Raw genomic sequence first — 15,890 nt, 5'->3', positions numbered from 1 at the left:
GCGGACTTACGGGCCGCCTTGGACCGCTTGTGGAAGGCCTTGGCCGCCTTGCCCTCCCACACCACCCCCGCCAGCGCCCGGTCGGAGGCACCGGCGGCGTCCTCCAACCCCTTCGCCAGCTGACGCCACTTCTTCGCGATCTCCCGGACCCCGTCCGGATCCACCGCCGGATCCGAGATCCCCAGGAACTCCAGCCCACTGGCGATCGAATCGCCGAACATGTGGTTGAACTTGTTGATGTAGTGCAGCGGGTTGAGATCCACCATGACTGCGGCCGCTCAGCCCTTGGCCGCCCTCAGGCCAGACCTGCGGCCAATCCCCCGTACGTCACTCCGTGTACATGCCAGCTCTATGACCCTAGGGAGAGCAGGTCATGAGAACGGCACGACTGTGCCAAGTCGCGGCAAAGGGTGACGGCCGTCGCCCGGCACGCGACCTGCGGTCGACGGGACGTCGGCCTACTCACGCCCTGAGGCGGTGCCGTGCCCTCGACGTTCGGTGCCGAGTGCCGGAGCACCGCTTTCACCGCTTGTGCGGCTCCGGCGATCCGGGTGCCGAGGGAGGGGTCTCTGTCGCGGCAGCCGTGCGGCATCCGGATGCTCGGCCGCCGACTCCAGCAGCCCCGCGGCCAGTCGCCGCTACCCCCGGGTCAGTTCCTCGACCCGTGCACCGGCATCACGCTCACTCACGACTGTGGGCAGGCTATTCCCGCCCCGACGTCACCACCGTCAGCACCCCCGCCGCCAGCGCCGCGAGCAGCAGGGGCAGGGCCAGGCCCTGGTGGAGGACCAGCCAGGCGCCGAGCGCGGCGCCGACCGCCATCGCGAGGACGGAGGCGGTGCGGCGTGGGTGGCGGTGGCCGGAGCCGTCGCCGGCCGGGGAGTCGGAGGCCAGGCTGGTCAGGGTCATCGTCAGGACGGTGGTCGTGAGGTCGGGTACGCCCAGCTTGCGGACCGTCGCGTTGCGCAGGCCCATCGCGAAGGCGGTGAGCGCGATCAGGGCGTACGCGGTGCCGGTCGGAGCGAAGAAGGCGACCGCCGCCGAGATGCCCATCAGTACCGCCTCGCTGCCGAGCATGACCCGGGCCCAGGTCCGGCGGGAGCCGCCGCCGTAGCGCGCCGCGACCCGGCCGCCGGCCGCCGCGCCCACCAGGAAGCAGCACAGGGAGGTCACCGTGTGCGGCACGGAGAAGCCGGGCGCTCCGGCCGCGGCGAAGCCCAGTACCACCACGTTGCCGGTCATGTTGGCCGTGAAGACCCGGCCGAGACCCAGGTAACTCACCGCGTCGATCAGGCCGCTCACCACGGTCAGCACCAGCAGCACGGCCACGAGGCGCACTCCGCGCCGCTCCGGGTCCTCGGGGTTCTCGGGGTCCTCGGTCCGGGTCTCCGCCGTCATGTGTCCTCCGGTCGGCCCGATGGGCGTGCTGGTTGCCAGTCCACCACGGGTGCACGGAAACGCCGCACATACGCGCGCACCCCCGCCGGCGTGGGCGAGGGTGCGTGCGCGTGGCCGGCCCGGGAAGCGGCCGGTCGGTGGGGGCGGCTCAGTACCAGCCGTTGGCCTGCCAGAACTTCCAGGCGGCGGCGGGGCTGCCGTAGCGGGACTTCATGTAGTCCAGGCCCCACTTGATCTGGGTGGCGGGGTTGGTCTTCCAGTCGGAGCCGGCCGAGGCCATCTTCGAGCCCGGCAGGGCCTGGACCAGGCCGTAGGCGCCGGAGGAGGCGTTGGTGGCGGTGATGTTCCAGCCGCTCTCCCGCTTGACGATGTTGTCGAAGGCGTTGAACTGCGCGGCGTCCGGGATCATCTTGTGCGCGATCGACTGGGCCTGGGCGGGCGCGATGGTGGTCGCCGCGTGGGCCGGGGCCGAGGTCAGGACCATGCCGGCGGTGGCGGCGACCACGGCGGCGGAGGTGAGGGCCTTCTTAGGGGTGGCGATGCGACGGATGATGGCGACGGACACGGAGAACCTCTTCGTACGGGGACAGGAAGCGCCGGACGCTTACCGGAACCACGCGATGCGGTGCGGGGCGTACGTCGGCGCCGCGACCCGTGGGGTTCGTCGGCGCCTGGCGACTGCTCCAGAGAAACAGGCGCGAAACGTGTCCGCAATGCCCCCCTTTACTAGTTGTGGCCGGATCCCTGAGGAAAGTCTGGTGTGTGAACTGGCTCTCAATGTGCAGGTCAGACGGGGTGCGTGTGCTGACATTTCGGACAAATCAAACTACGGCGTGTCATCGTAGGTGACCTGCGTCATGTGGGGCGCTTCACCGCTCCGCCGACGCTCGGCGTGCGAGTGACCACCGCTCGTCACCGGGCGGACGCGTCGAATGTGACCGCGGTCTCGAACGCCGCCCGGCGCGTGGCCCGGCGCAGCGCCCTGAGGACCGCCGGGCCGAGCGTCAGGGTCAGTACGACCGTGCACACCGCCCGGCCGAGGTCCCAGCCGAGGGACGTGGCCAGGCAGTACGCGAGGAACCGGGCCAGGTTCGCGGGGACGGCGGCGTGCGGGTCGAAGGCGATGTCCGAGGCCAGCGCGCTCATGAAGGGCCAGCCCGCCAGGTTCATCACCGTGCCGTAGGCGAAGGCGGCCAGGCAGCCGTAGGCGGCGAGGAGCACCAGTTCGGTCCGGCCGCGCAGCCGGTCCGGGGCCGGAAGCAGGCCCGCGCCCATCGTGAACCAGCCCATGGCGAGCATCTGGAACGGCATCCACGGACCCACCCCGCCCGTGAGCAGCGCGGACGCGAACATCGTGACCGAGCCGAGGACGAAGCCGAAGCCCGGGCCGAGGACGCGCCCGCTGAGCACCATGAGGAAGAACATCGGCTCGATGCCGGCGGTGCCCGCGCCGATCGGCCGCAGCGCGGCACCGGTCGCGGCCAGCACCCCCAGCATGGCCACGGCCTTCGGTCCGAGACCCGATTCGGAGATCGTCGCGGCGACCACGGCGACGAGGAGCACCAGCAGCCCGGCGAAGAGCCAGGGCGCGTCCTGCGCGTGGGCGCTCAGCCGGGAGCCGGGCGGGGCGAGGAACGGCCAGCCGAAGGCGACCACACCGACCGCGCCGACCAGGACCAGCGCGGTCGTGGAGCGGGGGCCGAGCAGGACGGGACGGGGTCGGGAGCGGGGTCGGGGGAGGCGGGTCACGCGAGCGCCTCCCGGACCTGGCTGACCGTGAGCCAGCGCTGCGGGGCCAGGATCTTGGTCACCTGGGGTGCGAAGGACGGGGACGAGACGACGATGTCGGCCGTCGGGCCGTCGGCGATCACCTCGCCGTCGGCGAGCAGCACCACCCGGTGGGCGATCTCGGCCGCCAGTTCCACGTCGTGCGTGGCCAGCACGATGGCGTGCCCCTCGGCCGCGAGCCCGCGCAACACCGTGACCAGGCGGCCCTTCGCCGCGTAGTCCAGACCCCGGGTCGGCTCGTCCAGCAGGAGCAGGGGAGGGCGGGCGGCCAGTACGACGGCCAGGGCGAGCGCCAGCCGCTGGCCCTCGGAGAGGTCCCGCGGGTGGGTGTCGTCGCCGATGCCCGGCAGCAGCTGCGTCACCAGCGCACGGCAGGTGCCCGGCGCGGCCCCCGCGTCCCGGTCCGCCGCCGCGCACTCCGCGCCGACCGTGTCCGCGTACAGCAGGTCCCGCGGCTCCTGCGGGACGAGTCCTGCCCGGCGCACCAGCTCGCGGGGCGGGGTGCGGTGCGGCACGGCTCCGCCGACGTGCACCGATCCGGCGGACGGTGTGACCAGGCCCACCAGCGCGGAGAGAAGGGTGGACTTTCCGGCGCCGTTGCGGCCCATGAGGGCGACCGTCTCGCCGGGGGCGACGGCGAGGTCCACGTGCCGGAGCGCGTCGACGCGGTCCCGGCGGACGGCCAGGGAGCGGACCTCGGCGGCCGCGGGCGGCGCGGCGGCCTTGTCGGGGGCACGCCGGAACAGGCGTCGGCGGGGAGCGGGCGGTGAGGGAGTGAGCGATGAGGGGACGGACGCCGGGGGAGTGGACGCCGTGGCGGTCGGCGGCGCGTCGGGGGAGGCGTCGGGGGACGCGTCCCGCCCGGTCAGCCGGTCCCGGAGCCCGCCCGCCCGGCGGCGCGCGTCCCGGACCGTCAGCGGCAGCGGGGACCAGCCCGCCAGCCGGCCCAGGTCCACCACCGGCGGGTACACCGGGGACACCGCCATCACCTCGGCCGGGGTGCCGAGGACCGGGGCGGCTCCGGGGGCGGGCAGCAGCGCGATCCTGTCGGCGTACTGGACGACGCGTTCCAGCCGGTGCTCGGCCATCAGGACCGTCGTACCGAGGTCGTGGACGAGCCGCTGGAGGACGGCGAGGACCTCCTCCGCGGCGGCCGGGTCGAGCGCCGAGGTCGGCTCGTCGAGGACGAGGACCCTGGGGTGCGGGGTGAGCACCGAGCCGATGGCGACCCGCTGCCGCTGGCCGCCGGAGAGGCCGGCGATGGGCCGGTCGCGCAGGTCGGCCAGGCCGAGCAGGTCGAGGGTCTCCTCGACGCGCCGCCGCATCACCTCCGGGGCGAGCCCCAAGGACTCCATTCCGTAGGCGAGTTCGTCCTCCACGGTGTCCGTGACGAAGTGCGCGAGGGGATCCTGGCCCACCGTGCCCACCACGTCGGCGAGTTCACGCGGTTTGTGGGTACGGGTGTCCCGGCCGGCGACCGTCACCCGGCCGCGCAGGGTGCCTCCGGTGAAGTGCGGCACCAGCCCGCTGACCGCGCCCAGCACGGTGGACTTGCCCACGCCCGACGGCCCGGCGAGCAGCACGAGTTCGCCCTCCGGCACCTCGAAGTCCACACCCCGGACCGTCGGTTCGGGCGCCCCGTCGTACGTCACGGAGACATCCTCGAAGCGGATCACGACGACTCCTTGCGGGCGGCGGGGGCGGCGGGGGCGGCGGGGACGACGAACGCGGGCAGCAGGGCGACGAGTATCGAGGCCGCGGGCCAGAGGGGAAGCTGGGGTGCGGTCAGCGGTACGACCCCGGGGCGCAGGGCCTCGGGGTCGTTCACGGAGGCGAGGGTCATCAGGGCGGCCACGGCCGCGCCGGACGCGGCGACCAGCCAGGCGCGCGCGTCCCAGGCGTCCGGGCGGTAGCGGGTGCGCAGGGTACGGCGGCCCCCGAGCCGCAGACCCGCGAGGGCGGCGGCGACCGAGACCAGCAGGACCGGCAGCCCGTACGTGCCGCCTTCCGCGGTGAGCAGGCCGTACGTGCCCGCGCAGACGCCGAGCAGGCCGCCCAGGGTGAGGGCGGCGGTCGTCCGGCGGATCCGGGCGGGGACGTCGGCGGTACGGCCGTAACCGCGGGCGTCCATCGCCGCGGCGAGCGCGACGGACCGCTCCAACGCGCCCTCCAGCACCGGGAGTCCGACCTGGAGCAGGCCCCGTACGCCCCGGTCCGGGCGGCCGCGCAGCCGGCGGGCGGCGCGCAGCCGCTGGACGTCGGCGATCAGGTTCGGCGCGAAGGTGAGGGCGACGACCACGGCCACGCCCGTCTCGTAGAGCGCGCCGGGCAGGGACTTGAGCAGCCGGGCCGGGTTGGCGAGGGCGTTCGCCGCGCCGACGCAGATCAGCAGCGTGGCCAGCTTCAGACCGTCGTACACCGCGAACAGCACTGCCTCGGCGGTGACTTCGCCGCCCAGACGGATGCCCTGCGCCCAGTGGGGGAGCGGGACTTCGGGGAGGGTGGCGAGGACGTGCGTGCCGGGGATGGGGGAGCCGAGCGCCACCGCGAAGACGAGGCGGACGAGGAGGACGGCGAGGGCGAGCTTGGCGAAGGCGCCGTAGGAACGGGCCCAGGGGGCCGAGCCGCGATGGGTGGCCACCACGTAGGCGGAAGCCGTGACGAGGAGGGCGAGGAGGAGGGGGTTGGTGGTGCGGGTGGCCGCGGTGCCCAGGCCTATGGACCACAGCCACCAGGCACCGGGGTGCGGGGCGCGGACGCTACGCGCGGCCACGGCGCCTGGCCCGCCATACCGCCGCCGCGCCCAGCAGCACGACCACACCCACGCCCACCGGCAGCCCCACCGACGGACCGTGCGACGGCTCGCTCCCGGCGGACTTACCGGCCGCGTTCCCGGTCGGCTTCCCCTCCGGCTTCCCGGCCGCCACCTGCTCCCCGCAGCCCTTCCGCGGATACCCGTCGATCGCGCACAGCAGCGCGTTGGCGTCGTAGCGGAGCGGTCCGGCCGCGGCGGCCAGCGCGTCCGCCGTCGTCCCGTCGCCGGAGACCGCCGCGCAGGCCGTCCGGCGGCCGGGCGGGGTCTCGCCGGAGGGGGCGTCCGCGGCCGTGCCGAAGTCGAGGACCAGGGCGATGCGCTTCCTGCCCTCCCGCGCGGGCGTCTTGGCGCAGATCGCGTCGAAGTCCGCGGTGCCGCGCGGTCGGGCCGCACCGGCGGAGTCCTCGCTCACCGCGAAGCGGAAGCCCTGGACGTCGCCGTCGGCGGGACGCGCGGTCGACGGACCCTGCGTGGCGTACGTCCAGTGGCCGCCGGTGCGCTCCCAGAACGACCAGTAGCGGTAGCCGGTGGCCTGGGCCTGCCCGGCCGACACCACGCACAGGAACGCGGCCAGGAGTACCGCCCCGGCACGGCGGACGACGGTCACGGCTGCTGCTTCCTGCGGCGGCCGCTGAGCAGGAAGCCGATGCCGATGCCCGCGACGAGGCCGGTGCCGACGATCCACCACACCTTCGTCCCCGAGTCGTGACCGGCGTCGTGCTCGGCCCGCTCGGTCTCACCGCCGGTCGCCCGGGCCGTTGCCGTCCGTGGCGCCGGTCCGGTCGCGTTGAGCGCCTGCACCACGTCCGTACCGCCGAAGTCGTGCGGGTCGGCGCCCATCGCGTGCGCGGCGAAGATCAGCTCGGCGTAGGCGGCGGGGCCGGACTGCTTCGCCCACGGCACGGCGTTCGTCACCAGCCAGCCGTACGGCTCCCGCGCCTGCCTCGTCCAGCCCTGGGCGGCGAGGGCGACGACCGCGTCCGCGGTGTTGCCGTAGTCGGGCTGGTCCTTGGCGCCGGGGAGGCTGGAGGTGAGGTGGCTGGTGTCCCGCATCTGGTCCGCCAGGTAGGCGGCGCCGTTACGGGCGACCTCCTGCGGGGTGAGCGGCTTGTCGGAGTCGGCGCAGACGTAGCCCTTCTCCGGCGCCTTGCCGGCCTTCGTCACGAAGCCCTTGCCGAGCGTGCCCAGCACCCCGGCCGCCGTCGCGTCCGCGTTGGCCGCCAGCTTGCCCTTCTTGTCCGGCTGGTAGGCGAGGGCGCCGCCGCCGTCCTCGTCGCAGGGGAGGGACCACTTGGCGAGCAGTCCGGCCGGGGCCTTGCCCTCCTTGCGGAGCTGGAGGGGATCCTCGCCGGCCGCCGCGAGCGCGCCGATGACGACGGAGGTGGAGTTGGTGTCACTGGGCGAGCCCGGCGTGTAACCCCAGCCGCCGTCCTTGTTCTGCGCCGTCTTCAGCCAGGCGGCGGCCTTGCGGACCTCGCCGTCGTGCCCGCCGAGCGCCTCCAGGGCCTGTACGGCGGCGGCCGTGCTGTTGGTGTCGGCCTGGGCGCCGGTCGCCTCGCACGTCTTGGCGGGGTCCGGGCGGTAGGCGGCGAAGCCGCCGTCCGCGCACTGCTGCCCGACCAGCCAGTCGACGGCCTCGGCGGCGGGCCGGACACCGACCGTGTGCTGGGCGAGCAGCGCCAGGGACTGCCGCCACACGCCGTCGTACTTCGGGTCCGCGCTGCCGTACAGCCCGGAAGGCAGCGTCTTCGACGGGGAGGGCGAAGGCGACGCGGCCGTGGCGGGCGCGGCCATGGCGGGCGCGGCTGCGGCTATGACGCCGACGGCGGCGAGAACCGCGGCGTTGCGGCGGACGTTCATGGTCGGCTACTGCCTCTCCCTGCGGGGGAGCGCGGGCAGCACGGGGACACCCCGGGCGGCTCGGCTCCGTAGACCTCGACGGTGCCGCGCGCGGCGGGCTGCCGCGCACGTGAGCCGGTCAACGTCCGTGCGGGGCAGTCCGGCTCACCGTCGGTGACGGTTCACGATAGGAGCCTCCCCGGCTCGAGCGAAGCCGAGAGTTGGGGAAGGGGCAGCGCCGGAATTGCACCGGCTTCCCCCCGTACGGGTGTGATGACGCCCGGACACTGTACCCGGCGGTAGACAGCGGCTGGGAGGCGGCTGTGAGTCAGGGCCGCGGGCGCGGGTGCCGGTGGGTGCGGTGGTCAGGGTCGCGCCATGCCGATGGGAGACTGCTGGGTTCCGGCCGGACGGCCGACGTGTACGAGATCGACGAGGCGTGGGTGCTGCGCCGCCGAACTCGCCCGGCTGCTGCGGCTGCTGCACGCCGTCCCCGCCCGGGACTCCGCCGACCCCGGCGCCCGCGTCCTGCACCTGGACCTGCACCCCGACAACGTGATCCTCACCCCGGACGGTCCCCGGGTCATCGACTGGAGCAACGCCGAGGACGGTCCGCCCGGCCTCGACTGGGGCACGTCCGCGGTGATCCTCGCCCAGGTCGCCGTCGGCGACGATGCCCTCGCCGCCCGGCCCGCGCGCTGCTCACCGCCCTGCTCGCCGATCCGTCCGACCTCACGGAGGCGGGGCTCACGGAGGCGGGGCTCACGGAGGCGCGGCGGTGGCGCGCGGACAATCCGACGATGAGCACGCGGGAGGTCGAACTCCTCGGTGATGCGGTGGAGTTGGTGCGGACGCTCACTCGCTGATGAACCAGGGTGTCACGATATGTGACATGCCCAGGATGTCCCGACCCCCGATGCCGCTCCCCCATAGGCGGCACCCGGGGCCGGGGCCGGGTGGCGTCATGATCCTGACTCGCCGAGCCTCAACTGTCAACGATTGCTGCCTGATTCGGCAGCTGTCATTGACATCACTTCTCGACCGTCGGGTGACCCGGTAGCCTCGCGTCAACTCAGCCACGACAACCGACGACATGCCCAGGGGGGACCTCGGTGAGTGACGCCCACGTCCCGCTTGCCGGACTGCTCGAGCGGCTCGGGGAACTGACCGAACGCCCGGGCCGGCTGCCGGAGGTCCTGGACGTCGCCGACCTCTCGTACCGCACCGGCATTCCCGCCGAGGTGGTCGCCCGGCTGCTCTCGGGCGGCACCGCCCCCGAGACCGGGCTGGCCGAACGGGTGCGGCAGCGGCTCGACTTCATCCGCGAGACCCGGCGCCGGCCGGACGGCAAGCGTTACGCGCTGGACGAGCTGGCCAGGATCGCGGGCACCAGCCGGCAGTGGCTGAGCGAGTGGCGCAAGAGCGGTATGCCGAGCCTGGAACACACCGACCGGCTGCGCAGGTTCTTCGGCCTCCCCGCCGGATACTTCACCGCTGACGAGCCGGAGGCCCTGTACGAGGCCCTCCAGCCGGTGCTCCAGAGCCTGGAGGCACAGGCCGACCCGCTGCTGCGGCTGCGCGAGAGCGGACTGGTACGACTGGCCATGCGGGCCCCGCAGATGAATGCCCGTCAGCTCGCCACGCTTGCCGACCTGGCGGAGATGATCATTACGTCCGAGGACCCGGATCGGAACGTGGGCGCGGGCGCGGTCACCACGGCGTCGGCGGGACGCGGACCGGCCGGCCCCCGTACATCGCACACGAAGGACAGTCAGTGAGCCGGAAAAGATCGCCGAAGCGCTTCCTCGCCCAGCTCGTCCGCGACACCGCCCGCACCCTGACCCCGCCGACCGGGCCCGAGGCGTTCCTGCACGCCGTGTGCGACACGCTCAGCCCGCGCCTGGACCGACCCGTCCGGCTCAAGTTCGTCTCCTTCCCACCGGAGTTGGAAGTGTCCGGGGTCACCTTCGCCAAGGACGACGAGTACATCGTCGTGGTCGAGGACCGCGCGCCCGGCGCGCACAAGTTCGTGATCGCCGGGCACGAGATCGGCCACATCTACTACCAGACCTTGGACGTGCACTACCCGGCCGGCCTGCCCACCGCCGCGCGTCGGCTGCTCTCCCAGGCCGAGGAGGACATCCCCTGGGAGCGGGTGGTCGCCATGGCCACGCGGTCCCCGGCCGCCGTGACCGCCGAGGCCGAATGGGAGGCCGAGGAGTGCGGACTGCGCCTGGCGGCCAAGTTCGCCAAGGTCGTCGGCCCGTCGGCCGCGCCCGGCCGGACCACCCAGGACACCCTGACCGACCGCCTGTCGTCGTCGCTGGGCAACGCCGGCGGCCTGTGATGCGCTGGGACATAGCCGGCTCGTTCCTCGCCTATGCCGTGCCGGCCGTGCTGCTCGCCGTGGCCTTCGTGATCAAAGTGCCACTGCTCAGGCGGGCGTGGCAGGACCCGATCCTGCGGGCGACGGCCCTGCTGCTCGGCATCGGCGCCGTCACCTTCGTCTCCCTGCCGCCGGGCAACCTGCACCGCATCAACGAGCTCACCGGGGTGCCGAACTTCGCCGGACTCTGGGTCTACTCGCTGCTCAGTGTCTACTGCGGCGCCTGCCTGTGGCTGATCGTCACCTGGCGCGAGCCGCCCTCCCCGGCGCGGCGCCGGCGCACCCGGACGATCTGGATCGCGTACTCCCTGATCATCGTCGGCCTGTGGGTGACCTTCTTCCTCGGCGACCACCACGTCGAGCGGCTGCGCGACCTGGACACCTACTACGCGACGACGCCGTGGATGCGCGAGTTCGCCGTGCTGTACCTCGTCGCCCACATGATGTCCGCCGTGGCCGCCGCGAGCATGCTGTGGGCCTGGTTCCGGGAGGTCCGCGACACCTGGCTGCGCCGCGCGGTGGTGTTCCTCCAGGTCGCCTACGCCCTCGGCCTCGTCTTCGACGTCGCCAAGGTCGCCGCGATCGGGGCCCGCTGGAGCGGCCGGGACTGGGACTGGCTGTCGACGTACGTCGCGCCGCCGTTCGCCATCGCCGAGGCGATCCTGGTCGGGGTCGGCTTCATCGCCGGGCAGACCGGACCGCTCGCCGAGGAACGCCGGCGGATGTGGCGCACCCACCGCCGCCTGGAACCGCTGTGGCAGGCCGTGCTGACGGTCACCGCCCCGGCCGCACCGGCGACCGGCCGGGTCAGCGGCGCCGAACTCCAGCTCGAACTGCGCCGGGCCGCCATCAACGACGCCTTGCTCAAGCTGGCCCCGCACCTGAGCGGAACCCGCCGCGAGCGAGCCCGCCGCGCCGCCCTGACGGCCGGCCACCCCGACTCCGCGGCACGCGGCATCGCGGGCGCGGTGGACATCCTGGTAGCCGTCGACGCGGCGCGCTCCGCGGACCAGGGGGAGGGCATGGCCCCGGGCCCCGCGCACGACGATCACGGGCGCCCCTCCGATGTCCCGGACAGCGAACTGGAGTCGATCGGGCAGGCGCTGCGCGTGCATTCCTCGGCCGTGGAGACGATCCGCCGGGAGTCGGTGGCGAGGGAAGGTCTCACCCCGTATGTCTGAGACAACGAATGCCTGAGACAACGAATGCCTGAGAGAACCTATGCCTGAGAGAACCTATGCCTGAGGGAACGACCGCTCGCCGTCGCACCGCGATCGTGATCGGGGGCAGTACGACCGGGATGCTCGCCGCCTCCGTGCTCTCCAGCCGGTTCGACGAGGTCACGGTGATCGAGAGCGACCGGCTGCCCGAGGGGCCCGAACCGCGCAAGGGACTGCCCCAGGCCCGCCACGCCCATCTGCTGTGGTCCGGGGGAGTGGCCGCGCTGGAGGCGCTGCTGCCGGGGATCACCGGGAAGCTGGCCGGCAAGGGCGCCGGGCTGATCGACGTGATGACCGACCTGGTCAGCAAGGCACCCTCGGGGCAGTGGTTCCGGCGGTTCACCGACTCACGGCACCACATGATCGTGTGCAGCCGGGACCTGCTGGACGCGGTGATCCGCGCGGACGTCCTGGCCCGGAGCCGGATCACCCTGCTCGACGGGACGAGGGTGCGGGGGCTGGTCGGCGACCGGTCCCGCGTGACGGGCGTACGGGTGCCGGGCGGGCCGGGGGCCGAGGAGACCGTCCTGCACGCGGATCTGGTGATCGACGCGAGCGGGCGGGCCTCGCAGGCCCACAAGTGGCTGGCGGCACTGGGTCTGGCCCCGGTCGTGGAGCGCGTGGTGGACGCGGGCGTCGCCTACGCCAGCCGCGTCTACCGGGCCCCCGGCTCCACCGCGACCCTGCGCTACCCGGTCGTCAACGTCCAGGCTGACCCGCGCCGGGCGCCCGGCCGGGGCGGGGTCGTCGTCCCGGTCGAGGGCGACCGCTGGCTGGTGACGCTGTCCGGCACGAGGGGCGGCGAACCGAGCGCCGACCCCGACGCCTTCGAGGAGTTCGCCCTGACCGGCCTCGGGGACCCCGTCATCGGCCGCCTGATCTCCCGGGCCGAGCCCCTCACGGACCCCGTGACCACCCGCAGCACGGCCAACCGCCGCCGCTACTACGAGAACGCCGACGCCTGGCCCGACGGCGTCGCCGTCCTCGGGGACGCCGTCGCCGGATACAACCCCGTCTACGGCCACGGCCTCTCGGTCGCCGCGCAGAGCGTCATCGCCCTGCGCCGGGTCCTCGACCGCAACGGCCCCACCACCCCCGGCACCGCCCGCCGCATCCAGCGCGCGGTGGCCCGTCCGGTCGGCAACGCGTGGAACCTGGCGGTCGGCCAGGACGCGTACTACCCGGGGGCCGCCCCCCAGCCCCCCACCGCCGTCGAGCGCCTCCTCACGGCCTACGTCGACAAGGCGGTGGCCGCCGGCTCGGAAAACCCCCGCGCCCTGCGCGGCCTCCTGGACGTCATGAGCCTGAAGGCCCCGGCCACCCGCCTCTTCGCCCCCGACATGCTCTGGAACATCTGCTTCGGCCCCCGCAAGGGCCCACTGCCGGGCCCGCCGCTGACCGAGGCGGAACTGGAGGCGGCGGGCCTCAGCTGAGCGCCCGGGGCGTCGGGCCGCCGAAGGGCAGGACGAGGACCCGGCTCTTGAGCAGCCACTCACCGTCGACCCGGCGGAAGGTGTCCTCGTACTGCCCGATCTGGACCGGAGGCCCGGGCGGGACGATGCCGCCGGTGTACCCGTCGACCCGGTACGTCGAGAAGTACGAGACGGCGGTCGCGGTGTCCGGGGACGTGAGGGTGACGAGGACGTTGGACATCAGGCGGCGGGAGAGCCGGTCGGCGGGCCGCGAGCCGAAGTACTCCCGCAGAGCCGCACGGCCCTCGGACCGCCGTCCGTCACCCGGCGGGGGCCATTCCCAGCTGCCGTCCTCGGTGAACAGCTCGGCCACGGAGGCAGGCTCACCGAGGTCGAGACGGTGGACGAACTCGTGGACGACGCGCTCGCAGGCGCGTTCGGCGAGGAGGTTCTCCAAAGGGTCCATGACCCTGTCTACCAACAGCGTCCCCGGCCCTTCGACCGGTTTACACCGCCACGTACGCCACCGGCTCGCCCCCCGCCACCGCCTCCGCGCGCCCCAGCTTCACCAGCCTGCGCAGATGGGCCTCCGCCTCCGACACCGCGATGGTCCTCGACCCGTACGGGATCTGCTCCCAGGGCCGGTTCCACTCCATCCGCTCGGCCAGCTGCCAGGGGGTGAGCGGCTCGGCGAGGAGGGAGAGCAGGCCGGTGAGGCGGGCCTCGTGGTGGGCGAGCAACTCCCGGACCCGGGACGGCGCGTCGGTGAAGGCGTACTGGTGGGCCGGGAGGACCTCGGCGGGGGCGAGCGCACCGACCCGCTCCAGGGAGGCCAGGTAGTCGCCGAGGGGGTCGGTGACGGTGGCGTCGTCGGGATCCTCGTACAGCCCGATGTGCGGGGTGATCTCCGGAAGCAGGTGGTCGCCGGAGAAGAGGCGGCCGTGCCCGGGCAGCCGGCCCGGATGGGCCTCCTCCAGGTGCAGACAGACGTGGCCCGGGGTGTGGCCCGGCGTCCACAGCGCGCGCAGCCGGCGGCCGGGGAGGTCGAGGAGTTCGCCGGGGACGATCTCGCGGTCGGGCAGCGCGGGCGAGAGACCGGGCACGGCACGGCGGCGCCGCCCGGCGCGCAGCGGGGCCACGTGCTCGTCCGGCGCCCCGGCGGCCGTGAGCTTGGCGGCCATGTACGTGTACCAGCGCTCGGGGTCCGTCTCCCGCGCCCGGCGGACGATCGCCGCATCGGCCGCGTGCATCGCGACCCACGCCCCGGAAGCCTCCCGTACCTGCCCCGACAGCCCGTGGTGGTCCGGATGGTGGTGGGTGACGACCACCCCGTGCACCTCCGCGACCGCGCTCCCGAGAGCCACCAGCCCCGCCACCAGGGCGTCCCAGGACGCCGGGTCGTCCCAGCCGGTGTCGACCAGCACCGGGCCCCGGTCGGTGTCGACCACGTACACCAGCGTGTGACCGAGCGGGTTGTCAGGAATCGGAACAGCTATGGACCGTACGCCGCCACCATGCTCGAACGTCTCCGCCATCCGTCCTCCGCCCCCGTCCCACCGGTCCATGGGCGACCCACGACCATTGCCCACTATAACTAGAACTGGTTTCAATGGGTGCTCAAGTCGACGGACACTGCTGGGCGTTGGCCTGACCTGCGCTGACGTGCGCGCTATCTGTCGTCGCCTGTCGACGTTGGTCACTGCCGGACGTCCCAGAGACGGCCCAGCCCCCGCAGCGTTGCTCCTGGGCGATCATCCATGTGGGAGCGGATCTGGAACCCCTCCGCGTCGGGCCTGTGGGGCCTCGGCCGCCCCTTACCAACGTGGCCCACAAGGGTGGCTTCACCCTTTGCCTCACGGGGCACACGGCCAGTGAGACCCACGGAGGTACCGAGATGAGCGCCGGAGAACGGGCCAAGGCAAAGGCCGAACAGATCGTCGGAAAAACCGTGCGGACGGCGGCCCACGCGATGCACAAGGAAACCCTCGCGGCGAAAGGCGCCGCTCTCGAAGCACGAGGCAAGATGCGGGGCACGAAGGAACAGGCCAAGGGCTCCTTCAAGCGCTGAGCGCGCTGCCGGAGGCTTGAACCCGTCTCAGGAACGGCTGAAGGCCCAGGGAGAGGGAAACAACCTCTTGCCTGGGCCTTCGGCGTTCAGTGCGGGCGGCAATCGAACCCGCGTAGCTAGTTTGGAAGATCGCGCATCTGGATCCCGGCTGATCTGGTGAGACGCTGACCTCGGCGTTCCCGGGTAGTTAGCCGACGTTCCCCGTTGGTCCCCGCTGGTTGCCGCTCGATCGGGCGCGTAAGGGGCACGTGTGGCCTCCTCCCGCATTGTCAGGTCGGGAACGCCGAGGAGGACCGGCTGGATCTAGTCGGCGCTCACGTGGCCGTGTGGCTGCCTCGCTGATGCTGTGCTCACTGCAGAGCCGCAGACGAGAACTGCCGACAGTGCGATCAAGTTGGTGAGAAGGCCTTGGAGCTGTGTGCCCGGGACGTAGATGACCACGATGACGACGAGAACGGCAGCCCAGTCTCGCGGACGGGGGATTGAAAGTGGCCTGGTTGGGGTCACACTCATAGCAGTACCTCCTAGGTGCGCGCCCACCGATTGCTGCCCTCGCCGGGAAGCCTGTGCAGCGGTCGGTGGGCTTTTGCGTGGACCTCTGTGATGTGGGTCTCCCCTAGTGTGCGCCGGAATAACGGCTGGTAAGCGTGACCTAACCCACGGCTGCGGTGCACAGGGGGCGCACGCAGTCATGCCCTCCACAAAGTGGCAGGAAGACGCGCCGGTAGGTTGGTCAGACCGATAGACGGATGAACGTCCAATTGTCGTCCCACGGGGGGTGCCTGATCAGGTGCGACCGCCTATCTGTTCGATAAAACGGATTACTTGTCCGATAGTCGGACGCCGGGGGTGCCCAACAAGGTCGGTGGAGCGACTTTGGCCGGGAGTTTCAATGACCCTGTCAAGGCTGTGGCCGCCTCCACCGGTGAGGTGGGGGCGTTCGGGAGATCGTCTGTGCCTCGGC

15 protein-coding genes are annotated in these 15,890 nt (G+C 72.8%); 6 read left to right on the top strand and 9 right to left on the bottom strand.

Annotation, left to right across the window (positions count from 1 at the left end):
• Positions 1-702 precede the first annotated feature (702 nt).
• The 7 genes from ACFY01_RS12995 to ACFY01_RS12965 all read right to left on the bottom strand — a co-directional run bounded on the left by ACFY01_RS12995 (position 703) and on the right by ACFY01_RS12965 (position 7,861).
• Positions 703-1,398 carry a YoaK family protein gene (locus ACFY01_RS12995; protein WP_390735773.1) on the bottom strand — a complete coding sequence of 232 codons (696 nt, stop codon included), beginning with the start codon at positions 1,396-1,398 and terminating at the stop codon, positions 703-705.
• 148 nt (positions 1,399-1,546) lie between these two features.
• Complete coding sequence (locus tag ACFY01_RS12990) at positions 1,547-1,963, bottom strand: transglycosylase SLT domain-containing protein (RefSeq protein ID WP_390735772.1); 417 nt, start codon at positions 1,961-1,963, stop codon at positions 1,547-1,549.
• Positions 1,964-2,310: 347 nt separating this feature from the next.
• Positions 2,311-3,147 carry an ECF transporter S component gene (locus ACFY01_RS12985; RefSeq protein WP_390735771.1) on the bottom strand — a complete coding sequence of 279 codons (837 nt, stop codon included), beginning with the start codon at positions 3,145-3,147 and terminating at the stop codon, positions 2,311-2,313.
• A complete protein-coding gene (locus ACFY01_RS12980; protein WP_390735770.1) occupies positions 3,144-4,862 on the bottom strand; it encodes an ABC transporter ATP-binding protein in 1,719 nt (572 codons plus the stop codon). Before ACFY01_RS12980 ends, ACFY01_RS12985 begins: the two co-directional genes overlap by 4 nt.
• Positions 4,859-5,959: a CbiQ family ECF transporter T component gene (locus ACFY01_RS12975; protein ID WP_390735769.1), complete on the bottom strand. Its 1,101-nt coding sequence runs from the start codon at positions 5,957-5,959 to the stop codon at positions 4,859-4,861. Before ACFY01_RS12975 ends, ACFY01_RS12980 begins: the two co-directional genes overlap by 4 nt.
• Positions 5,946-6,608, bottom strand: coding sequence for an SCO2322 family protein (locus ACFY01_RS12970; protein WP_390735768.1), 663 nt, complete (start codon positions 6,606-6,608; stop codon positions 5,946-5,948). Before ACFY01_RS12970 ends, ACFY01_RS12975 begins: the two co-directional genes overlap by 14 nt.
• A complete protein-coding gene (locus ACFY01_RS12965; RefSeq protein WP_390735767.1) occupies positions 6,605-7,861 on the bottom strand; it encodes a prenyltransferase/squalene oxidase repeat-containing protein in 1,257 nt (418 codons plus the stop codon). Before ACFY01_RS12965 ends, ACFY01_RS12970 begins: the two co-directional genes overlap by 4 nt.
• Before the next feature lie 357 nt (positions 7,862-8,218).
• Between ACFY01_RS12965 and ACFY01_RS12960 the strand changes: the two genes are divergently transcribed.
• From ACFY01_RS12960 to ACFY01_RS12940, 5 genes are all read left to right on the top strand, one after another.
• A complete protein-coding gene (locus ACFY01_RS12960; RefSeq protein WP_390735766.1) occupies positions 8,219-8,644 on the top strand; it encodes a phosphotransferase family protein in 426 nt (141 codons plus the stop codon).
• 308 nt (positions 8,645-8,952) lie between these two features.
• On the top strand, positions 8,953-9,618 hold the full coding sequence (locus ACFY01_RS12955; protein ID WP_390735765.1) for an XRE family transcriptional regulator: 666 nt from the start codon (positions 8,953-8,955) through the stop codon (positions 9,616-9,618).
• Positions 9,615-10,187, top strand: coding sequence for a hypothetical protein (locus ACFY01_RS12950; RefSeq protein ID WP_390735764.1), 573 nt, complete (start codon positions 9,615-9,617; stop codon positions 10,185-10,187). Before ACFY01_RS12955 ends, ACFY01_RS12950 begins: the two co-directional genes overlap by 4 nt.
• Positions 10,187-11,407: an MAB_1171c family putative transporter gene (locus ACFY01_RS12945; protein ID WP_390735763.1), complete on the top strand. Its 1,221-nt coding sequence runs from the start codon at positions 10,187-10,189 to the stop codon at positions 11,405-11,407. The genes ACFY01_RS12950 and ACFY01_RS12945 overlap by 1 nt, the downstream gene beginning before the upstream one ends.
• A gap of 56 nt (positions 11,408-11,463) precedes the next feature.
• The gene (locus ACFY01_RS12940; RefSeq protein ID WP_390735762.1) at positions 11,464-12,879 is read left to right on the top strand and encodes an FAD-dependent oxidoreductase; all 1,416 of its coding nucleotides are present in this window, start codon (positions 11,464-11,466) and stop codon (positions 12,877-12,879) included.
• Here the strand turns inward: ACFY01_RS12940 and ACFY01_RS12935 are convergent.
• Together ACFY01_RS12935 and ACFY01_RS12930 are read right to left on the bottom strand one after the other, a co-directional pair.
• Complete coding sequence (locus tag ACFY01_RS12935) at positions 12,872-13,324, bottom strand: nuclear transport factor 2 family protein (protein WP_390735761.1); 453 nt, start codon at positions 13,322-13,324, stop codon at positions 12,872-12,874. The genes ACFY01_RS12940 and ACFY01_RS12935 overlap by 8 nt on opposite strands.
• A 40-nt stretch (positions 13,325-13,364) precedes the next feature.
• Positions 13,365-14,393, bottom strand: a complete 1,029-nt coding sequence (locus ACFY01_RS12930) for an MBL fold metallo-hydrolase (RefSeq protein WP_390735760.1) — start codon at positions 14,391-14,393, stop codon at positions 13,365-13,367.
• Positions 14,394-14,752: 359 nt separating this feature from the next.
• Here ACFY01_RS12930 and ACFY01_RS12925 point away from each other — a divergent pair, with 359 nt between their 5' ends.
• On the top strand, positions 14,753-14,926 hold the full coding sequence (locus ACFY01_RS12925) for a hypothetical protein (RefSeq protein ID WP_189981608.1): 174 nt from the start codon (positions 14,753-14,755) through the stop codon (positions 14,924-14,926).
• Positions 14,927-15,890: the final 964 nt, after the last annotated feature.

Source organism: Streptomyces sp. NPDC001480, assembly GCF_042894725.1.
Taxonomy (GTDB): Bacteria; Actinomycetota; Actinomycetes; order Streptomycetales; family Streptomycetaceae; genus Streptomyces.
Note: the sequence above shows the minus strand (reverse complement) of the source record. Positions and strands in the feature narration are given on the sequence as shown.